At 36.8% G+C, this 20,717-nt stretch carries 22 protein-coding genes and 5 tRNA genes; 22 read left to right on the top strand and 5 right to left on the bottom strand.

The window, feature by feature from the left end; all coding sequences use genetic code 11:
• The first annotated feature begins 25 nt into the window (after positions 1–25).
• The 4 genes from xseB (at position 26) to BALOs_RS14565 (ending at position 4,722) form a co-directional block, all read left to right on the top strand.
• Positions 26–235, top strand: coding sequence for an exodeoxyribonuclease VII small subunit (gene xseB / locus BALOs_RS14580; protein ID WP_162929716.1), 210 nt, complete (start codon positions 26–28; stop codon positions 233–235).
• Entirely contained in the window at positions 228–1,007 is a 780-nt protein-coding gene (locus tag BALOs_RS14575; protein ID WP_120405589.1) for a hypothetical protein, read from the top strand. The genes xseB and BALOs_RS14575 overlap by 8 nt, the downstream gene beginning before the upstream one ends.
• Positions 1,004–3,751: a penicillin-binding protein 1A gene (locus BALOs_RS14570; protein WP_120405588.1), complete on the top strand. Its 2,748-nt coding sequence runs from the start codon at positions 1,004–1,006 to the stop codon at positions 3,749–3,751. The genes BALOs_RS14575 and BALOs_RS14570 overlap by 4 nt, the downstream gene beginning before the upstream one ends.
• An 83-nt stretch (positions 3,752–3,834) precedes the next feature.
• Complete coding sequence (locus BALOs_RS14565) at positions 3,835–4,722, top strand: TonB family protein (RefSeq protein ID WP_120405587.1); 888 nt, start codon at positions 3,835–3,837, stop codon at positions 4,720–4,722.
• Here BALOs_RS14565 and BALOs_RS14560 read toward each other — a convergent pair.
• From BALOs_RS14560 to BALOs_RS14545, 4 genes are all read right to left on the bottom strand, one after another.
• On the bottom strand, positions 4,719–5,015 hold the full coding sequence (locus BALOs_RS14560) for a hypothetical protein (RefSeq protein WP_114705903.1): 297 nt from the start codon (positions 5,013–5,015) through the stop codon (positions 4,719–4,721). The two genes, BALOs_RS14565 and BALOs_RS14560, sit on opposite strands and share 4 nt — an antisense overlap.
• A 186-nt stretch (positions 5,016–5,201) precedes the next feature.
• Positions 5,202–5,582, bottom strand: a complete 381-nt coding sequence (gene gcvH, locus BALOs_RS14555) for a glycine cleavage system protein GcvH (RefSeq protein WP_120405586.1) — start codon at positions 5,580–5,582, stop codon at positions 5,202–5,204.
• Positions 5,582–6,652: a glycine cleavage system aminomethyltransferase GcvT gene (gcvT, locus tag BALOs_RS14550; protein ID WP_120405585.1), complete on the bottom strand. Its 1,071-nt coding sequence runs from the start codon at positions 6,650–6,652 to the stop codon at positions 5,582–5,584. Before gcvT ends, gcvH begins: the two co-directional genes overlap by 1 nt.
• Positions 6,653–6,667: 15 nt before the next feature.
• Complete coding sequence (locus BALOs_RS14545) at positions 6,668–7,531, bottom strand: bifunctional 5,10-methylenetetrahydrofolate dehydrogenase/5,10-methenyltetrahydrofolate cyclohydrolase (RefSeq protein WP_120405584.1); 864 nt, start codon at positions 7,529–7,531, stop codon at positions 6,668–6,670.
• 267 nt (positions 7,532–7,798) lie between these two features.
• Between BALOs_RS14545 and ruvC the strand changes: the two genes are divergently transcribed.
• Genes ruvC through BALOs_RS14520 form a run of 5 tightly spaced genes read left to right on the top strand, consistent with a single transcriptional unit; the run spans position 7,799 to position 11,950 of the window.
• Positions 7,799–8,338, top strand: a complete 540-nt coding sequence (gene ruvC, locus BALOs_RS14540; RefSeq protein ID WP_114705899.1) for a crossover junction endodeoxyribonuclease RuvC — start codon at positions 7,799–7,801, stop codon at positions 8,336–8,338.
• A gap of 5 nt (positions 8,339–8,343) precedes the next feature.
• Entirely contained in the window at positions 8,344–8,997 is a 654-nt protein-coding gene (ruvA, locus tag BALOs_RS14535) for a Holliday junction branch migration protein RuvA (RefSeq protein WP_114705898.1), read from the top strand.
• On the top strand, positions 8,998–9,990 hold the full coding sequence (ruvB, locus tag BALOs_RS14530; protein ID WP_114705897.1) for a Holliday junction branch migration DNA helicase RuvB: 993 nt from the start codon (positions 8,998–9,000) through the stop codon (positions 9,988–9,990).
• On the top strand, positions 9,980–10,726 hold the full coding sequence (locus BALOs_RS14525; protein ID WP_120405583.1) for a hypothetical protein: 747 nt from the start codon (positions 9,980–9,982) through the stop codon (positions 10,724–10,726). The genes ruvB and BALOs_RS14525 overlap by 11 nt, the downstream gene beginning before the upstream one ends.
• Positions 10,727–11,950 carry an amidohydrolase family protein gene (locus BALOs_RS14520; RefSeq protein ID WP_120405582.1) on the top strand — a complete coding sequence of 408 codons (1,224 nt, stop codon included), beginning with the start codon at positions 10,727–10,729 and terminating at the stop codon, positions 11,948–11,950.
• A 1-nt stretch (position 11,951) separates the two neighbouring features.
• On the opposite strand, the gene BALOs_RS14515 is transcribed toward BALOs_RS14520, so the two are convergent.
• Complete coding sequence (locus BALOs_RS14515; protein WP_120405581.1) at positions 11,952–12,374, bottom strand: PaaI family thioesterase; 423 nt, start codon at positions 12,372–12,374, stop codon at positions 11,952–11,954.
• A 226-nt stretch (positions 12,375–12,600) separates the two neighbouring features.
• Between BALOs_RS14515 and lpxC the strand changes: the two genes are divergently transcribed.
• The 13 genes from lpxC (at position 12,601) to rplA (ending at position 20,672) form a co-directional block, all read left to right on the top strand.
• Positions 12,601–13,518, top strand: coding sequence for a UDP-3-O-acyl-N-acetylglucosamine deacetylase (gene lpxC / locus BALOs_RS14510; RefSeq protein WP_114705892.1), 918 nt, complete (start codon positions 12,601–12,603; stop codon positions 13,516–13,518).
• Positions 13,519–13,629: 111 nt separating this feature from the next.
• Positions 13,630–15,348 carry a proline--tRNA ligase gene (locus BALOs_RS14505; RefSeq protein ID WP_120405580.1) on the top strand — a complete coding sequence of 573 codons (1,719 nt, stop codon included), beginning with the start codon at positions 13,630–13,632 and terminating at the stop codon, positions 15,346–15,348.
• A complete protein-coding gene (locus tag BALOs_RS14500) occupies positions 15,348–16,103 on the top strand; it encodes an RNA methyltransferase (protein WP_114705890.1) in 756 nt (251 codons plus the stop codon). Before BALOs_RS14505 ends, BALOs_RS14500 begins: the two co-directional genes overlap by 1 nt.
• A gap of 70 nt (positions 16,104–16,173) precedes the next feature.
• Positions 16,174–16,250, top strand: a tRNA-Thr gene (locus BALOs_RS14495).
• Between the two features lie 16 nt (positions 16,251–16,266).
• Positions 16,267–16,352 (top strand) — tRNA-Tyr (locus BALOs_RS14490).
• Between the two features lie 56 nt (positions 16,353–16,408).
• A tRNA-Gly gene (locus BALOs_RS14485) sits at positions 16,409–16,484 on the top strand.
• Positions 16,485–16,564: 80 nt separating this feature from the next.
• Positions 16,565–16,639 (top strand) — tRNA-Thr (locus BALOs_RS14480).
• Positions 16,640–16,873: 234 nt separating this feature from the next.
• Positions 16,874–18,064, top strand: coding sequence for an elongation factor Tu (tuf, locus tag BALOs_RS14475; RefSeq protein WP_120405577.1), 1,191 nt, complete (start codon positions 16,874–16,876; stop codon positions 18,062–18,064).
• Positions 18,065–18,233: 169 nt separating this feature from the next.
• Positions 18,234–18,310, top strand: a tRNA-Trp gene (locus tag BALOs_RS14470).
• A gap of 132 nt (positions 18,311–18,442) precedes the next feature.
• The gene (secE, locus tag BALOs_RS14465) at positions 18,443–18,829 is read left to right on the top strand and encodes a preprotein translocase subunit SecE (RefSeq protein WP_114705889.1); all 387 of its coding nucleotides are present in this window, start codon (positions 18,443–18,445) and stop codon (positions 18,827–18,829) included.
• Positions 18,830–18,861: 32 nt separating this feature from the next.
• Positions 18,862–19,491, top strand: a complete 630-nt coding sequence (nusG, locus tag BALOs_RS14460; RefSeq protein WP_114705888.1) for a transcription termination/antitermination protein NusG — start codon at positions 18,862–18,864, stop codon at positions 19,489–19,491.
• Between the two features lie 37 nt (positions 19,492–19,528).
• Entirely contained in the window at positions 19,529–19,954 is a 426-nt protein-coding gene (rplK, locus tag BALOs_RS14455; RefSeq protein WP_114705887.1) for a 50S ribosomal protein L11, read from the top strand.
• A 10-nt stretch (positions 19,955–19,964) separates the two neighbouring features.
• A complete protein-coding gene (gene rplA / locus BALOs_RS14450; protein ID WP_114705886.1) occupies positions 19,965–20,672 on the top strand; it encodes a 50S ribosomal protein L1 in 708 nt (235 codons plus the stop codon).
• The last annotated feature ends 45 nt before the right edge of the window (positions 20,673–20,717 follow it).

The raw sequence follows: 20,717 nt of genomic DNA, 5'->3' as shown, positions 1-20,717 counted from the left end.
TGTTGAAAAAATGACACGGTGAAATATGGCCAAGAAGATTGATATTGAAAAAAACCTACAAAGATTAGAGGAACTAGTTCATGGGCTTGAGTCTGGTGAGTTAACTTTAGACGATAGCTTAAAGAACTTTGAAGAGGGAGTGAAACTATATACTGATAGTAAAGGCTACCTTGAAAAAGTTGAGAAAAAAGTTCTAGAACTCACAGATAAGCTGGAAGAAAAAGAGATTGAATAAGATAAATTTCATCTTAACATTTCTCGTCTTACTTTTATTAAGTAATACATGCCAAACAAAGGAGCGCGCAACTAGTGAGGATAGAGTTGTTACCATCTCCGTTGATACCGATGATCAGCAGGTTGTTCCAGATGTAGATGAGAAGTCCTCTTATACGGAATATGGCCCAGGACAAGTTGCAAGTGAAAGCGTTGTTGAAGAGGTTGAAAGAATTCAGACTGCTGGAATTATTATCGGTCCAAATTCATCTTATAATACCGATGTGATGGACTACGTTTCTTGTTTACTAAAGAGTGATGTGAAAATTAATTTTGTAGCTGGCCTAGGGAAGTCTGCTGTTGTGGCAGCCCTCTTTTCCCAGACTAAGAAGCCTGAACTTGTTAAGTGGAAATTCTTCAGACTTAAAGATAAAGAGGATATTGATGATATGCTCGAAGAGCTTTCTCTTTCTAAGAGAGCGATTAAGCGCTCAACGGTGGCCCTCTATCTTGCAAAGCCGAAAGATAAAACAATTTCCTTTGATACTAAAGGTGATATCGATAGCAATATAAGAAATAATATTAAATTGAATAAATTAATTATGAACGGTGCTTATAAAGTCGATCTAAAAAAGGGTTCACCTTTAATTGCAAATAAAGTTTTTTTCTTCTCATATGATAAAAAGTTATCGGTTTCTAAAAATCATATAAATGGTAAAATGGTTCAAATCAATATGCCAAAGCAAAATTACAGCTTAGTTAAGAAGTGTGAAATAATAAAAGAGAATTTATGAAATATTTTAAACGATTAGTCGTCTTAATGTCCTTTCTAGTTTTGATTGGAGGACTCGCTTGCTTTTCTGTCTTAGTGTACTTTTCATTTACACTGCCAAAAATCAGTAGCCTTGCAGATTATAATCCACCAATTAAATCAAAGATATTATCTAAAGATGGTGTGATACTTTATAATATAGGAAAACAAAACCGAGAGTTAGTTGAGTTTGATGATATCCCGCCAAGAGTTGTTGATGCTTTTTTATCAGCAGAGGACTCAAACTTCTACGAACACGAAGGTGTTGATTACGTCGGTGTTCTTCGTGCATTTGTTGCCAATATCAAGGCCGGACGTGTTGTACAAGGTGGTTCAACGATTACTCAGCAGGTCGCAAAATCACTTCTTTTAACTTCAGAAAGATCAATAACTCGTAAGATAAAAGACTTTCTTTTGGCACAAAAAATTGAGAAACGTTTTAATAAGAAAGAGATTCTCTATTTATATCTTAATCAAGTGTATCTAGGTGGAGGATATTACGGAATTAAATCTGCTTTTGAAGGTTACTTTAATAAGGAATTAAGTGAGGCCACAGTCGCAGAGTCCGCTCTTATTGCTGGACTTTTAGTTGCTCCTGGAAAGTATTCTCCTTATCGAAATCCTCAACATGCAAAAACAAGACAAGCCTATGTTCTAGGTAGGATGTTTGCTAATAAGAAAATTACAAAAGAAGAATATCAAGAAGCTTTACAAGAAAAGATTAAATATCAACTACGTAAGAATAGTCCTTTTTTAGCTGGCTATTTTACTGATTGGGTACGTCGTCAAGCAATTGATATCGTTGGCGAGGAGAACTTCTTAACTAATGGGTTTACAGTTCAAACGACTCTTAATTACGAACTTCAAAAAACTGCCGAAGAAAGTATTTTAGAAGGGGCGAAAGAAATTGATAAGAGACAAGGATATAAAGGTCCTGTTGGTCATATCGATCTTGAAAAGCTAGATGAATATATCGAAAAGTTTAGAAAGGACCTTTATAAAGATAAGTCTAATTACTTTACTCTGACTGAAGATAATGAAAGAGAATATGAAATTCAAATGCAAGAAGATGAGTTAGAGGTTCTTAAAGAGTTTACTCAGGAACAGATGTCTAAACTATATTCTTCACGTTTTTACACTGGTTATAATAGTGAAGACCAACTTCTTAAATACTTAGAAAAAGACAAGCTTTATAAAGCTGTCGTTCTTCGTCTTGATAGCCGTATGAGAAATATAATTATTTCTGTCGGTGGGGTAACTGGCGTAATACCTTATCATCATTATCGTTGGGCGCACGAAAGAGCGATTACTGATAATGTTAAATATTGGGGATATGTTAAAAATCCAAATACGATCCTTAAAAAGGGTGACGTTATCCAAGTTCGCATCACTGACTTTAGTACTAAGCTAGAGAATACAATTTATAAAACTTATCGTGATGATTTTAGGCGCATGAAGGATTATAAGCACCTAAAGGATCAAAATTATTTGATGTGTGCTCTAGAACAGGAGCCTGAGGTTCAAGCAGCACTGATGAGTTTAAATCCATTCACTGGTGAAGTTGTTTCAATGGTCGGAGGTGTAGACTTTGACAAGAGTGAGTTTAATCGTGCCTTACAATCAAAGCGTCAGCCAGGTTCTGCATTTAAGCCTCTTCTCTTTGCAGCCGCTTTAGAAAATGGTTACCTTCCTAATACAATCATTCTCGACACACCGGAGGCCCTTGGTGGTGCTAATCAAGAGTTAAATTGGAAGCCGAGAAATTATGATGGTAAGTTTAAAGGGCCTATGACCTTAAGGGAAGCTCTTGAACATAGTCGTAATATACCAACAATTAAGCTGGCCCTTGATTTAGGGATGGATAAAATCTTTAACTTCTTAGATCGTATTGATTTTCATGCTGATATGCCAAATGATCTTTCAATATCTTTAGGATCATTTGGAGTAACACTACTTGAAATGATTCGAGCATATTCAATCTTTCCAAATGGTGGAAAGAAGGTTCTACCAAAGTCGATTATTTCAATTACAGATCGAAATGGTAAGGAGTACTTCTTTCAAGATGATTTTGCGACTCAATCAAAGCTTGAGCTTGAAAAGTTAGCAAGGGAGTCAAAGGATGAAAATCGTCCAGAAAATGTTCGTGAAAAAAATGAAAATGGAAAAGAGCATAATGAATTTGAAAAAGAAGCTGTTAATCCATATCTATTAAATTTAAATGAAGAACAAGTCTATGACCCACGTCTGGCCTATATTATGACGAATCTCTTAAAGGGTGTCGTGCATTACGGAACTGGACGTCGAGCACTTAGTACAAGTCAATTCATAGGTGGTAAGACTGGAACCACAAGTAGTTATGTGGATGCATGGTTTCTTGGTTTCTCTCAAAATATTGTAACTGGTGTTTGGACAGGGATGGATGACAATCGATCTATGGGTTGGCCAGAGACGGGAACAAAAGCTTCTCTTCCTATTTGGAATGAATACATGAAGCGCTCAATTCAAATCTATGGTGAGCGTGACTTCCAAATGCCTCCTGGAATCGTAAATGTTTCTATTGATAAGAAAACTGGTGAGCTTGCAACTGGATCAGGGCCTAAGTTTTTGGAAAGTTTTGTTGAGGGAACAGAGCCAGGTTCAAATTCAAAGAATAACTACTTTAAAAAAGAGGAAAATAGTCAGGAATCTGGAGCGATCCTAGAAGATGACGATTTCTTTAACAATTAATTAAAATTTGTCGTAAATATTCCGCTATTTTATCCGAGAAGACATAATAAGAGCGCATAAAGCGCATCTTCTCGGAGCCTTTTTTGGAATTAGTTCATAAAAAACACAGAACTTATATCTATCTAGCGATCGCTGCATCGCTGCTTGTGCATCTTGTGATGATGCCTTCCAAAATGACTTCTCTGAGTATGCTCTCTCTGCCTAAGCTCGATAAGAAAGAGCCTCAACGCATTCGTCTTAAGTTAAATAATAAGGCCCGACAGATTGTCACTACAGCAAAGGCCAATCAGGAACTCGCTGATAAGGCCAAGTTTCTTAGTGAAACTAATAATAAAGTTGACCGAGAGACGAAGGCAAAAGTTGTGGATTCTTTTAATCTTGGGGGCCTTGGTAATGCTAAAGTTGACCAAAAGGCTCAAGGGAAGAAAGCAAAGAAGCAAAATAAGAGAAAGTTAACGAAGTCAAAAACAGGACGTATTAGTTTTCAAGACTTTGCAGTATCGCAAAATACCTCTTTAGAAAAAGATCAAAACCTAGTTAAAGGTACAAAAACAGGCGCAGAGAATAGTCGCGGGATTGCTAGCTCAAATGACCATTTAGAAGATATTAAATTAGGGGATATCACTAAGCTAAATACAACAGAGTATAAGTATTACGGTTTCTACTTTCGAATAAAGCAACAACTAGAGCAGCACTGGGGCAGCACTTTAAGAGAGAAGATGGAGGCGATCTATCGTCAAAACCGCAGAGGCCCAGCAGGAAGTAAATTTCTAACAAATGTGCGCGTTGTTTTAAATGAAAAAGGTCACATTGTTAATGTTATTGTTCAAGGCTCGTCTGGAGTAAAAGACCTAGATGATGCAGCGGTTGAATCCTTTAATAAAGCAGGACCTTTTCCAAATCCACCAGCTGGAATGGTGAAAAATGGTTTCGCAAATATTGACTGGGGATTTGCCGTTACAAAGAACTAGTGCTTTGTATTTCCTTTAAGCATTTTCTTGATATTGTTGATACCTTCCATAAGAACATAGTCAGTCCAAACTTGATCAAGCTCTTTGATAGTTTCCACAATTTTAATAGCTGCTTGATCGTAAGAGATACGATCAGTTTCTGCTAATTGTTCAATTGCATTTGAAATCGCTGCGATTGCTGAAGAGTTGCAAGCCTGACTTAATCTATCCTCATAAGTAGTATCGATCTTTCTTTCTTTACCCTTAATGATTGCTGTGTTGATTAGCTGAATAGATTCTTGATTATTGTGCATTTAATACCCGTCTCAATTTATTCGATATCAGTGAGAATTGGGAGTATGAGGCCTTAGCATTCATTCGTAAAGGAAAAAATTGTGGTAATGGAAATATTTTTTATGTTGAATTTGTAAGTGTTTGAAATACAAAAAAGCCCTCTATAAGAGGGCCTTGATATGATAGAAAAAGTTATTTTCTAATAATTATTCTTGACACAGAGATTCGTAATCTTCGTTGCTTAAAAGGTCACTTAGCTCATCTTGATTTGTCATTTTTACTTTAACCATCCATGAATCATATGGATCAGAGTTAAGACTATCTGGTGTATCAGGAAGCTCTTCATTAACTTCTGTTACAACACCTGATACTGGAAGATAAAGATCACTTGCTGACTTGATTGATTCAACTACACCAAAAGTATCATCTTTTGAAAACTCTTGTCCTACTTCTGGAAGTTCAACGAAAACAATATCACCAAGAGAGTTTTGTGCGAAGTCTGTAATACCAACAGTTACGATATCACCTTCTGCTTTTACCCACTCATGTTCTTTAGTATATTTTAGTTCTGTTGGAATGTTGTTCATTATTTATGTCCTCCGCTAACAAATGGTTTTGTATGGTAATTAGTATCTATAATATTCTTTCTAATTTGTATTTTAAATTTTTTATTTTCTGGAAAACGTTCTCTTTGTACGAGTCCAAGACAGATACCTTGGGAGTTTGTTACTGACATTGTTCCACTTGTAACTTTTCCAATAACTTCATCTTGCTCATTTAAAATAGGATAACCTTCTCTAGGTATACCTTTATCAATTGATAACTTCACTAGACGATACTTTGAAGTTAATCCATCTAATGCTTCTTTTCCAATAAACTTTTCTTTTTTAAGTTTAACAGTCCATTTGAGTGCTGCATCAAGTGGTGTCAACTCATCATTCAGTTCATGGCCGTAAAGTGGATAACATACCTCTAGTCTAAGCACATCACGAGATGCAAGTCCACATGGAGTTACATCAGCATTTAAAAGCTGTGCCCATAATTTCTTAATTGTTTCATGGCCTCCAAAAATTTCAAAACCATCTTCTCCTGTATATCCAGTTCGTGCCATAATAACGTCGCAACCACTCCATTCACTTTCGTAAGCTGAGTAGTATTGTGCATTCGTAACGGACTCAAAACCTAGTGAAGCAAGTACCTTTTCAGTCTTTGGTCCTTGTATCGCTAATAGGGAATAATCATCTGATTTATTTGTTAATGAAATATCAAAGCCATCGGTTTTTGAGGAAATCCAACTCCAGTCCTTTTCTATATTTGCAGCGTTAACACAAATCATAATCTTTTCATCGGCCAATTTATAAGCAATAAGATCATCGACTACAGTTCCGTCTTCGCGGCAAAGAGGTGAGTACACAGCTTTACCTGTTTGCGCACCAGCAAAATCATTAGTTAAGATATAGTCAACAAATGTGATAGCGTCTTTACCCTCAACAAAGAATTCACCCATATGTGAGACATCAAAGACACCAATATTATTTCTTACAGCTTCAACTTCTGCCTTTACTCCTGCATATTGAATAGGCATTTCATAACCAGCGAAGTCTGCCATTTTTGCTTTTAGGTCGCGATGGGCCTGTGTTAGAGATGTTTGTTTCATAAATGTCCTTGTATTTTATTTTTTGGCCGCGCTAATGAGGTTTTGTGAAACACTAAAGATTGTCATTGGCCCAACACCTTTTGGAACAGGTGTTATTGCTGCAACTTGATCTTTGATATTAGCAAAGTCACAATCTCCACATAATTTTCCATCTTCACTGCGATTGATTCCAACATCAAAAATTATCTGAGAATTATCATCTCTAAAATATTCTTTTGTGAATAGTTTTGGAGAACCGATTGCTGTGACGATTATATCTGCGGTTTTAGTTAAATCTTTTAGGTTTTGTGTTTTTGAGTGAGCTAAAGTTACTGTTGCATTTAAATTGGATAGTAGAAGAGAAAGAGGCTTTCCTACGATAAGACTTCTTCCAACAATAACAACATTCTTACCTGCAAAATCAATTCCATAATACTTGGCCATGGTCACAATTCCTTTTGGAGTACATGGAATCATGGATGTCTCACCAAGTTGACCACGATAAAGTTTAGCGACATTTTCATAATGAAAACCATCGACATCTTTATGAGGAACAACAAGATCTGTGGTATCAATTTGCGATAAGCTTTTTGGTAGTGGGAGTTGAATAAGAATACCGTGAACCAAATCATCATTATTGAATTCGTTTACGACTTTTAGAAACTCTTCTTCTCCTGTGGATTCATCAAGATTGATGATCTCACAATTAGCTCCAATTTTTTCTGCAAATTTTTTCTTACTATTTGTGTAAATAACGCTCCCTGGATTATTGCCAACAAGGATTACCTTTAAGCAAGGAGTTATACCCTTAGACTTTAAGGATTTACACTCATCTTTGAGGACTTCAACCTGTTTTTCAATAACGGGCTGAGCATATAGTAATTTAGCTTCTTTTTGCATCGATCTATATTATCTTTAACACTAAGTATTGGCAATTTCAGAATTACATCGTATTCATTGATTTATGTTTTTTTGGTTAGGATTAGCACTACAATTAATAGGTTTTGCCTCAGTTGGTCTCTGTCTTTTTGCTGGATTGCAAAAAGGTGATTATGAAATGCTCGAACTTTATCAATTCATTATTGGATCAGCAGTATTTTATATCGGTCATATGATAAAAGGCGTAGATCGCTCGTAAATTCGAATTTTTCGTTTATACTAAGAGTTATGTATATTCTTGGAATTGACCCAGGATCTCGTACCACTGGTTGGGCCGTGATTGAAGTTGAGGGGCGAAAATTTAAATACATTGACTCGGGTGTCTTAAAGTTTGATAAGATACCGGAATTTCTTGATCGTCTCGCTACTATCTCGATGTCAATTAAAGATATTGTTTCACTTCACAAACCTGATGAAATCTCAATTGAATCTCTTATCTATGTAAAGAGCGTCCCTGCTTTATCAAAATTGGCCCAAGCTCGTGGAGCACTTATCGCAGGTCTGTCTGAGAAGTATCAGGGTAAAATCACAGAATATTCACCAAACTTAATAAAATCTACTGTCACTGGTCATGGCCATGCAACTAAAGAAGGTGTTGATAAGGCCTTATCGATGATTTTTGGCAAGATTACTTTTAAGTCACATGATGAGTCAGATGCCCTTGCTATAGCCTTATGTCACGCGTTGAATCGTGGACAAAGAGCAAAAATAAAGGGAAAATCAACACGTACAAAAGCGCGTACATTAAAAGAAGTATTTTCTAAGTAGGTTTTATGATTGGACTATTGCAAGGAGAAGTCGTTTTCAGTGACGGAAACGAGTTGATATTATTTTCACCTTCAGGTGTCGGACACCAAATTTATTTTCAGCACGTTCTACCGGAAGGTTCAATTGCTGCAATTTTTATTTCACATATTGTTAAAGAGGCGAGTGAGGAACTTTTTGGTTTTCGCTCACTTCGTGAAAAGAAAGCATTTGAAATGCTCTTAAGTGTTAAAGGTGTTGGTCCAAAAGGGGCTTTTGCTCTTGTAACGAGTATTGGCGTTGATAATATAATTGATGCAATTCTTTTTGAAAATAAGAAGACACTTCAAAAGGCTCCTGGCATTGGTGCCAAGGCAGCTTCACAAATCATTCTTGATTTAAGTGGAAAAGCCCAAAAAATAAAAATGTATTCTAAGGCTTCAGCAACAGCTACATCTGTACCAGATACAGTAATACAGCCAACTCTTAATCTCGAAATAATTGAAGAAACAATTCATGCAACACCATCATATGATTCAGCTTTAATGAATGATGCCATAATGGCATGTAAGGAACTTGGTTTTACTGAAGATAAGGTTATGCCTCTTGCTAAGAGAATCTTAGATGAGAATCAAATTACTAGAGCTGAACAATTAGTTCACCTCGTTTTAAAAGAGGTCTAAATGTCTGATGAACGAATTTTCGATCCTGAACTAGGTGAAGAGGAAACAAAGAAAGAAGTTCTTCTAAGGCCTAAAGACTTTACTGAATATATTGGTCAAAAAAAGATTGTTCAAAATATTGATGTCATGGTGAATTCTGCTGTAAAGAGAAATCAATCTATGGACCATGCTCTTTTATCGGGACCTCCTGGTCTTGGGAAAACATCATTGGCCATGATTATTGCAAATGCACTTGGGAGTCATCTGCACGTTATCTCTGGGCCTGCCATTGAAAAGAAAGGTGATCTCGCCGCTATCTTAACTAATTTAGAAGCAAGAGATGTTCTCTTTATTGATGAAATACATCGCATGCATATCTCAGTCGAAGAAATACTTTACTCAGCGATGGAAGACTATCGACTTGATATTGTAATTGGAGATGGAGCTGCGGCACGAACAATGCAAATTGATATTGCTCCCTTTACTTTAATTGGGGCAACAACTCGTTCAGGTTTATTATCAAATCCTCTTCGAGATCGTTTTATGGCCCACTTTCATTTTGATTTTTATCAACCTGAAGAGTTAGCTAAAATTATCTCTAATAATGCAAAGAAATTAAGCTTGGGAATTGATGAAGACGCTGAGCTTTTAATGGCAAGGTGCTCAAGGGGAACTCCGCGAATTGCCAATCGAATTCTTAGAAGAGTAAGGGACTTTGCTATTGTTCGTGATTCATCACATGTAAATATCAATGACGTAAAGAAGTCTCTTGAAATGATGGAGATTGATGAACGTGGACTTGATCGTATGGATCGAAGAATTTTAAAAGTGATTCAAGAATACTATGGTGGCGGGCCAGTTGGTATTGAAGCTCTTTGTGCGACTCTTGCAGAAGATCGTTCCACAATTGAAGATGTCTATGAGCCTTTCTTACTTAAGGAAGGATTTTTAATACGTACGCCAAGAGGTCGCGAGATCTCACAAATTGCAAAAGAGTTGATTAATGAAAAATAAGTTTTTTATCTTAGTTTTAGTTTTTTTATCCCTAAATTCACATGCAACATATGATCTCCACGCTGGAGCTGGATTTCGCTCCTATGCTCTAGGTGCTGCTGCTCGTATTGAAGGTGGAGCTAACCAGGAGCTTTGGCGCCATAATGATCAAATCTATGGCTTTCTTCGCGAGGCCGCTTATTTTACGACAAGTGGAACCATTAATACGATTGGTGGAAAGATTGAATTCTTTCCTATTTCAATTCTTGGTTTCGTAGCAGGATCAGAACAAGTTTATCGCTCTTCAAAAGAGTTAGATACTTTTGATTGTGATGTTCAGGTTTGTGACTCTGATGGAACTCGTTCTTATTTAAGAGTTGATAGTGTTCTCGGATATAAGAAATTCGTTATGATTAATGATTATCAACGAGATTACTTTGATTATGACTTTAAGGGTGAGGTAGCAAATGCCCTTCATACACTTGAGATCCAATCAGATGATATTGTAAACATCATGAGAAATATCATCGCATATCAATATAGTGATAAGTACACATTTGGAATTATTCATTTCCGTACTTGGTCTGAAAAAACAAAACAGGATAAAACATTTGTTGGTTTTTTAAATCAATTTAAAAAAGATAAGTGGACTTATGATGTGGTTCTGGGGGGAAATCGTGATCGATTTAACCGCAATCACTTTAGTATGCTACTACAATTGAAATATGATTATAAGAAAGGTTTAAGGTTATTTTAAATGAAGAAAATTTTATTACTTGCACTCTCACTATTAATGACATCATGTTCATTGCTCTATGGGAAGCTTGGTGGAGATTTTGATTATGAACCAAGTGAATACGAAAAGCTTCCTAAACACGTAAGAGAATTCATCGAAAAATCATATGATGGAATAGACTTAAAAAAATTAAGAGATACTCACTTACACATTGTTGGCCTTGGAAATAGTGGCAGTGGTATTTGGGTTAACCCACATATGAAAGATTGGTTTAATCACCTGTCTAAGTATAATCGATTTAATGTTTATATGACGGCATCTGGTGTTGATGATGAATCACAAGCCGATGAGCAATATATTGCACGCTTAACTGAATTGATGAGATATCAGCCTCATTTCATTCCAGCATACGCTTTAGCTTTTGATTATCACTATAAATTAGATGGCACGATAGATTTAGAACACTCAGAGTTTTATGTTCCAAATGAATATATCGCTAAAGTTGTAAAAGAAAATCCTGTCAATTTTAAAATGGTTGCTTCGATTCATCCATATCGTAAGGATGCACTTGAGGAGCTTGAAAAATGGGCCGCTCAAGGTGTTCGATTTGTAAAATGGCTTCCAAATGCCATGGGGATTGATCCATCAAATAAAAAAGTTCTTCCTTTTTATAAGATGATGAAAAAATATGACATGACATTGATCTCTCATGCAGGTGAAGAAAAGGCCGTTGAAGGAGATAAGTTTCAAGAGCTTGGTAATCCTCTTCGTCTTCGTCCTGCACTTGATATGGGAATTGATGTAATTATCTCTCATGCAGCCTCAAGAGGTAAGTGTGCCGATCTGGATAATGGTGGTGTACAAGCAGAATGTTCAGATCTATTTTGGCGTCTTTTCAAAGAAAAGAAATATGAAAAGAACTTATTCACTGACTTATCGGCATTAATTATCTACGAAAGACTAAGCCAGCCTTTAATTGAAATGATTGAGAATAAGCAATTTCATTCACGTGTAATGTATGGTTCTGATTATCCACTACCTGCAATCAATTGGATCTATCGAACTACTGATCTGGTTGAAAAAGGATTTATTACAGAAGAGGAAAGAGATATTCTTAACGAGATTTATTCAATCAATCCTCTCTTATTCCACTTTGTGGCATTAAGAACAGTAAGGCATCCCAAAACTGGAGAAAAACTCACAGATGAAGCGTTTGAAATGCCTACACGTCTTTTAAAAAAATAAGCTATTTTTTAATAACTGCCATTGTCAGACGAGAGATACATACTAATTTGTCTTTCTCGTCTGTAATGCGGATATCCCAGATATGAGTTGATTTACCCAGATGGACAATTTTAGCCTTGGCCGTAACGAGCCCACTTTGAACTGGCCTAATGTGATTGGCGTTTATCTCAAGTCCTGCAGCATAGTACTTAGAAGAATCCAGTACTAAATTAGAAGCGATAGAGCCAACAGATTCTGCTAAAACACAGCTTGCCCCTCCGTGAAGGACGCCATATGGTTGCCTTGTTCTCTCATCGACTGGCATTGTTGCCACGAGATAATCATCACCAAAGTCCGTCACTCTAATATCGAGATGCTCGACACAACATCCTTTATTGAACTTGTTTACGTCAGATAATTCGAATTCTTCATTCCATATATTCATAAATAAAACCTTTTGAACGTGTTATATTTAGATAAGCTAATATTGTTTTATCATATGCATTTATTTTAGGGTTATTATTAAAAGAGTGGAAGGCTTGGTTAATTTTTGTTACAAAAAGCTTTAACATGGTAGATTTGGTAATATTTTGCTGGTATTTGACGATACTTGCTATATATTGCTGCAAAGTTTAAAATGGAATGAAGTACTTAATATTAGGTGAATTTAAATGTTAAACCAACGAACTATTGCTAAGACAGTTACGATTACGGGAATTGGAATCCATTCTGGTGAGAAGGTTTCTATGACTCTGCATCCAGCTCAAGCAGATTCTGGTATTTCATTTAAAAGAACAGATATTAAGGACTCAGAGATCCTAAAGGCGACTGCTACGACAGTTGGGGCCACTGAGAATAATACTGCTATTGGTTCTGGTGCGGGCGCTGTTCACACAGTTGAGCACTTACTTTCTGTTCTCTACGGTTTTGGTATTAATAATTGTTTTATCGAAATTGACGGGCCAGAAGTTCCTACAATGGATGGATCAGGCGCCTCTTTCTTATATGTCATTAAAGAGACAGGTATCCAACAATTACATAAAACGAAGAAATTTCTAGTAGTTACAAAGCCAGTGGAAGTTAAAGTTGGCGAAAAATGGGCAAGAATAGAGCCTTGTGAAAAGCTAATAATTGACTCAACTATTGTCTTTAAACATCCTATTATTAAGACACAGCGTAAAGAATTTGAGTTTACTTGTGAAAATTATATAAATGAAATTGGAAGAGCACGTACTTTTGGATTCTTAAGAGATGTCGATATGCTTAAGAGAAAAGGTTTAATTAAGGGTGGCTCTCTCGATAATGCAGTTGTTCTTGATGACTTCAAAGTAATGAATCCTGATGGGCTTCGTTTTAACGATGAATTTGTGAGACATAAAATTCTTGATACAATCGGTGATATTAGTCTTTTAGGTTATGAAATCGCCGGAAAAATAACTACTTATATGTCAGGTCACCACGTTCACAACGTGCTTTGTCGTAAGCTTTTAGAAACTCCAGATGCCTACGAAATCGTTTCAGCTACTACTTTAGAGAAAGAAGCAGTACAGGCGTTTGATCTACCCATGGCCCTTGCGCCGTCATTCTAATCAGTCTATATAAAAATATTTTAGCATTTAAAGCGTGATCAACCACGTGTACAATGATATTGAATTTTCATTATCTTACGTTTTTTCGTATTAATAAAAAGAGAGATTTACATGATTCTATCAAAGGGATTTTGGCAAACTTACAAAGAAGTACCAGCTGATGCAACGATCGCTTCACACCAATTAATGATGAGAGCAGGTTTGATTCATAAGTCAGCTGCTGGATTATATAATTATCTACCAATGGGATATCGTTCGATTCGCAAGGTTGAACAAATTGTTCGTGAGGAAATGGATAAGGCCGGATGCTATGAAATGCTCATGTCTGTAGTTACTCCAGGTGAACTTTGGCAGGAAACTGGACGTTGGGAAAAGATGGGCGGTGAAATGCTTAAGTTCAAAGATAAGGCTGATCGCGATCTTTGTATTTCTCCAACAAATGAAGAGGCCATCACAGATGTCTTTAGAAAAACAATCAAGTCATATAAAGATTTACCTCTATCTCTTTATCAAATTAATACAAAATTTCGTGATGAAATCAGACCTCGTTTTGGGCTAATGCGTGGCCGTGAATTTATAATGAAGGATGCATATACTTTTCATGCAACAAAAGAATGTTTAGATGAAGTATATGACAGAATGTATGAAGCTTATGAAAATGTTTTTAATCGTCTTGGACTAGAATTCTCTGCCGTCGTAGCAGATGGTGGTGCAATGGCCGATGGTGATGCAAAAACACATGAATTTCAAGTTATTGCTGATTCAGGTGAAGATGCAATTATCTATTCAAATGAAGCAAATTACGCCGCAAATATTGAAACAGCTAAAACAATACGAAAAGTTGAAAGTGCTGCTAAAACAGGAAGTATGGCCGAAGTGTCGACACCTGGAAAAGCAACAATTAAAGAAGTTTGTGAGTTCTTAAAAAAGAATGAGTTTCATTCTTTAAAATCACTTGTCTATAAAGCCAGAAATGATGAAGAAGAAAAGTTTATTCTTGTTCTTTTATTAGGTGATGATGAGCTCAATGAGCTGAAACTTGAAAAAGTATATCCTGGCTATGAAGTGACAACTGCTACAGACACTGAACTTAAGGCCCTTGGCCTTATTAAGGGATTTATTGGTCCTGTTGAAATCTCAAACCTTGATATTGTATTTGATACTCAGGTTGATCTAGATGCTGCATATGTTGTTGGTGCTAATAAACTTGATATGCACTTAGAAAACTTTGTTCCAAAAGAAGTTATTAAACAAATTAAAACAGCAGATCTAAGGTTGGCATGCTCTGGTGATTATACTGTTGATGGAAAGCATCAAGTTGAATTAAAGCGCGGGATTGAAGTTGGTCATATCTTCCAACTTGGAGATAAGTATACAAAGGGAATGGATGCTACCATCCTAGATCAAAATGGTAAGGCCATGGCACCACTTATGGGATGCTATGGAATAGGTGTAACTCGTTTAGTTGCTGCTGCAATTGAGCAAAACCACGATGAGAATGGAATCATTTGGCCGGCCGCTATAGCACCTTATAATGTTTCATTTGTAGCGATTGTAAAATCCGAAGAATACAAAGAAAAAGCAAACGAACTATATAAAACACTAATCAACAGTGGTCTTGAAGTTGTCTATGACGACCGCAAGGCAGGACCAGGATTTAAGTTTAAGGATGCAGATCTACTTGGTTTACCTCTTCAGGTTGTACTTGGTGAAAGAGATCATAAAGAAGATGGTATGCTTGAGATTCGTATACGTCGCTCTGGCGAAAAAATAAAAGTGTCTCAAGAAGACTTAATATCTAAAGTGAATGAGTTACTAAAGGAACTGTAATGGAACAAGATTTAATTGTTGGTGTTCATTCAATTGTACATGCAATTCGCAATCCTAAAAGAACAACAGTAGAACTTATCGCATGCGAAGAAGGGCTAGAAAAACTCAATAAAATGGGAGGGCTCAAAAAGCATGAATTAGATGGTTTAAATATAAAACTTGTTTCTTCACATAAGGTTCAAGAGCTTGCTAAAGAGCTCTACGCTAAAGAAGACTTCCAATACTCAAGAGTTCCTTCTGGTGTACTTCTTGTAAGTTCCGCTAAGAGTATTTCAGAAACGAAACCTCTTTTTGATGCAATAGATGCTGGTGAAGAAGTTAAAATATTATGTCTTGATGGTGTAACTGATGTACATAATGCTGGAGCAATTATGCGTACAGCTGCATTTTATAATGTTTCACATATTGTTTTTGCTGTTAAAAATAATTTTAATATTGGTCCTTCAATGGCCAGAATTGCTTCTGGTGCACTTGAGTATATTGAAATTGTAAAATGTAATTCTCTACCAAAATTCTTATCTGCTCTAATAAAGCGAGGAGTGACACCTGTAGGTCTTACTGAACATACGGATGATAATGAAATTGGTGAAATAGCAGGAATCAAATGTTTAGTGCTAGGAGCAGAGGATAGAGGTCTATCACACGCTTCTGTACGATTATTAGAGAAAAAAATTCGTTTAGAACCAATAGGAAAGATTGAGTCCTTGAATGTTTCTGTTGCTGCGGCGATAGCGATGGAGAAAGTTTTTTCTTAAAATTATTTAAAAAAAACTTGCCAAATTTTTTGTTCTCTTTTATAACTTATTTCCATCGCAGGAAATTTGGGCTGGCATAGCTCAGTTGGCTAGAGCAGCGGTTTTGTAAACCGCAGGTCGTAGGTTCGAGTCCTATTGCCAGCTCCATTTTTACTACGATTGTGGCGAGGTTGCCGAGTGGCCAAAGGCAACAGACTGTAAATCTGTCGGGGTATCCCTTCGATGGTTCGAATCCATCTCTCGCCACCATTTTAAAAAATATCTTTACAGATAATTTTTAAAAGGCTATAAAAGATAAATCTTATGCGGGCGTAACTCAGTTGGTAGAGTGTCAGCCTTCCAAGCTGAATGTCGCAAGTTCGAACCTTGTCGCCCGCTCCATTAAAAAGCTCCCTTTTGGGAGCTTTTTTTTTGCCTTTTTTCTAAGTTTTCAATTAAAATCTCTGTACACATCTTGTGATGCTCGCGTGGCTCAGGGGTAGAGTACTTCCTTGGTAAGGAAGAGGTCACGGGTTCAAATCCCGTCGTGAGCTCCATTAAATTAAGTTAAATTGTCGTTTTTTGTGCTGTTAAGTATAGATTTTACTGGCAATCCAAGAATTTTATGTTATCAATTTGAGAAAATAAAATTTGTAAGTACGGTTTTTATAGTGATGGCATTTTTTTTATGTTGAATCTATTCTGAATTTATCCGATACTTACAACTCAAAAATAGCTTATAAAGACAAACTAATAGGGTTTTGTTTAACTTTTTTAAGGAGACTTAAGTCATGGCAAAAGAATCTTTTGACAGAAGTAAGCCCCACGTAAACATTGGTACGATCGGGCACGTTGACCACGGTAAGACAACTCTTACAGCGGCAATTTCAATTACACTAGCGAACGCACTTGGTGGTGACGTAAGAAAATTCGACGAAATCGATTCGGCACCAGAAGAAAAAGCTAGAGGTATTACAATCAATACTTCACACATTGAGTATGAAACAGCAACAAGACACTACGCACACGTAGACTGTCCAGGTCACGCTGACTATGTAAAGAACATGATTACAGGTGCAGCACAAATGGACGGAGCAATCTTAGTTTGTTCAGCGGCTGATGGGCCAATGCCACAAACAAGAGAGCACATCCTTCTTGCACGTCAGGTAGGTGTACCAGCGATCGTAGTATTCTTAAATAAAGTAGACCAAGTAGATGATGAAGAACTACTTGAGCTAGTAGAAATGGAAGTAAGAGAGCTTCTATCTTCTTACGACTTCCCAGGTGACGATATTCCTATCGTAGCTGGTTCGGCACTAGCAGCTCTTGAAATGAGAGACGATGCAATTGGTAAAGATAAAGTACTAGAGCTTATGGCACAAGTTGATGAGTATATCCCAACTCCAGCTAGAGCAACAGATCTTGACTTCCTAATGCCAGTAGAAGATGTATTCTCAATCTCAGGACGTGGTACAGTTTGTACAGGACGTGTTGAAAGAGGTGTAATCAAGGTAAACGAAGAGATCGAAATCGTTGGTATTAAAGAAACAACTAAGACAACTGTAACAGGTGTTGAGATGTTCAGAAAGCTTCTTGACGAAGGTCGTGCAGGTGATAACGTTGGTCTACTTCTACGTGGTGTTAAGCGTGAAGAAGTACTACGTGGTCAGTGTCTAGTTAAGCCAGGATCAGTAACTCCACACGCGAAGTTCAACTGTGAAGTATATATCCTTTCAAAAGATGAAGGTGGACGTCACACTCCAATCTTCAAAGGTTATAGACCACAATTTTACTTCAGAACAACAGACGTAACAGGTGATATTACACTTGCAGACGGAGTTGAGATGGTAATGCCAGGAGACAATACTTCATTCGCAGTAGATTTAATTACTCCAATTGCGATGGAAAAAGGTCTTAAGTTCGCGATCCGTGAAGGTGGTAGAACAATTGGTGCTGGTACAGTATCTGAAATTCTAGACTAATAGATTTTCTATTGAAGATATAGAGGGGGACCACTTGGTCCCCTTTTTTATTGAGTAGGGATTGCATCCTATAATATGCATGTAAGTTTTTAAATTTTGGTTTTTTTCTAAGAATAAGAGATTGACGAGGAAGGCCTTTTTGGGTAACTTATCAATCCAATATCACTACGGGTGTATAGCTCCAATTGGTAGAGCGGCTGATTCCAAATCAGTAGGTTTAAGGTTCGAATCCTTATGCGCCCGCCACTTTTCTTTTAAATATTATTTATTAATACTTGGAAAATTATCCCATTTTATTGTTTAGACTTGCCAAAGCATGTTAATTAAGGGATATAATCTGGTACTTGTACGTTTAATTTAGGTAAAAAAGGATTTGAAATGTCTCTCATTAAGAGTGAAGACAGCAAAAAGTGGATTAACGCTTTCGTTGCTGCTGTAAGTGCAATTTGTGGATTTATTACGATTAGATTCTTCGAGCAATTAGGAGAATGGTTTGATCTAGAAGCAAAGGTTCCTAACTTTCCAATCACGGTACAAGTTGTTGGAATTGTTGTAGGTCTGATTGTTTTTATGTCAATCGTAAAAAACAAGTCTGCATCGACATTACTTGAAGATGTTTATGGCGAACTAGTTAAGGTAGTTTGGCCTAATAAGGATGATGTTTTAAAGACAACTGTTGGACTAGTAATCGCTTTGAGTATTGTTAGCGGTATCTTTGTTCTGATTGATTACTCATTCAGACAATTACTAAGTTTAATTCTGTAGCCTAACTTAAAAAATTAAAAGTGAGATAAAGCATGGTTGATAATAACGAATCAGAAAAAGAACTTAACGAAGAAGTAACTGCAGCGCCAGAGGCTTCTGAAGAAACAACTGAACAGGCTGAAGCAGTTAACCCTAACTTTCGTTGGTATATTGCAAAAGCTCTTACAGGACAAGAAAACAAGGTTCAAAAGACTCTTCGTGAAAGAATCGTTAACTACAAGCTAACAGATTCTTTTGGTGAGATTGTTGTACCTGAAGAAAAAGTTACAACTCATGCAGGTGGAAGAAAGAGAACGATCACTAAGAAGCTCTTTCCAGGTTATGTGTTAATTCAAATGGTTATGAATGAGAACACATGGCACCTAGTTAAAGATACAGATAAAATTACAGGTTTTGTCGGTGGTACAGTTGACAAACCAGCCCCTTTATCAGATGAAGAGGCAGCTTATATGACAGGTAAATCTAATGAAGGCTTCAAAAAGTCACGTACAACTGTGGACTTTTCTGAAGGTGAAGAAGTTAAGGTTATTGAAGGACCATTTGCTTCATTCATTGGAACTATTGAATCAGTAAACGAAAACGGAAAACTGAAAGTGAACGTTTCTATCTTTGGTCGACCAACACCAGTAGAATTAGACGCTTCTCAGGTTGAAAAGAATTAATAATCGTTGGTAGAACGCAAGTTCGCAGGAGAATTTTATGGCTAAGAAAATCACAGGTTTCATTAAGCTACAGATTCCAGGTGGGAAAGCAAACCCATCACCACCAGTTGGGCCGGCACTAGGTCAAAAAGGTGTTAATATCATGGAATTCTGTAAGGCTTTTAATGCAAAGACTCAAAAAGACGCAGGTGTAATGCTTCCAACAATCATTACAGTTTACTCTGACCGTTCTTTTACATTTGTAACAAAGACACCACCAGCTTCATACCTTCTTAAGACAAAGCTTAAGCTTAAAAGAGGTGCACAGAAGCCAGGTACAGAAGTTGTAACGACAGTATCTAAAAACGTTATTGAAGAAATCGTTGAAGCGAAAAGACCAGATCTAACAGCTGCTACTCAAGAAGCTGCTGAAAGAATCATCGAAGGTTCATGTCGTTCAGCTGGTATTAAACTGGACTACTAAGAGGTGTACAATGGCTAAGAAATCAAAAAAATATACAGAAGCACTTTCAAAAGTGGATACAACAAAAACTTATACAATCGACGAAGCTATCGCACTAGCTAAAGAAATCAAGTTTGCTAACTTTGATGAAACAGTTGATCTAGCATTTAGACTTGGTGTTGATCCAAGACACGCAGATCAAATGATTAGAGGTGCACTAGCTCTTCCAGCAGGTACAGGTAAATCAGTTAAGGTATGTGTTATCACTTCTGGTGATAATGTTGCTAAAGCTGAAGCAGCAGGTGCTGATCATGTAGGTGGGGATGACCTAGTTGCAAAGATCGCTGGTGGTTGGCTTGACTTCGATAGAGTTATCGCATCACCAGATATGATGGGTAAACTTGGTCGTGTAGCAAGAATCCTAGGGCCAAGAGGTCTTATGCCTAACCCAAAATTAGGAACTGTTACTCCAAACATCGAAAATGCTGTTAAAGAGCAAAAAGCTGGTAAGGTTGAATACAGAACTGAAAAGAATGGTATCATCCACGTTCCAGTTGGTAAGTCTTCATTCTCAACTGAAGACCTAAGAAAGAACGTTGATACAATGGTATCAGCAATTATTAAAGCTAAGCCTGCATCTGCAAAAGGTACTTACCTTAAGTCACTGACTATCAGTACGACAATGGGACCAGGTCTTAGAATTGACACACTAGAAGCTACAGCAGTAGCTAGTAAATAATAAGGGGTTGATGATTGTCGGTGTGGCCGCTGATTAAGTTTAACG

This window comes from Halobacteriovorax sp. BALOs_7 (genome assembly GCF_003612895.1).
In the GTDB taxonomy this organism is placed as follows: Bacteria; Bdellovibrionota; Bacteriovoracia; order Bacteriovoracales; family Bacteriovoracaceae; genus Halobacteriovorax_A; species Halobacteriovorax_A vibrionivorans.
The sequence above is the reverse complement of the archived record's forward strand: the minus strand, read 5'-3'. Positions and strand labels throughout refer to the sequence as shown.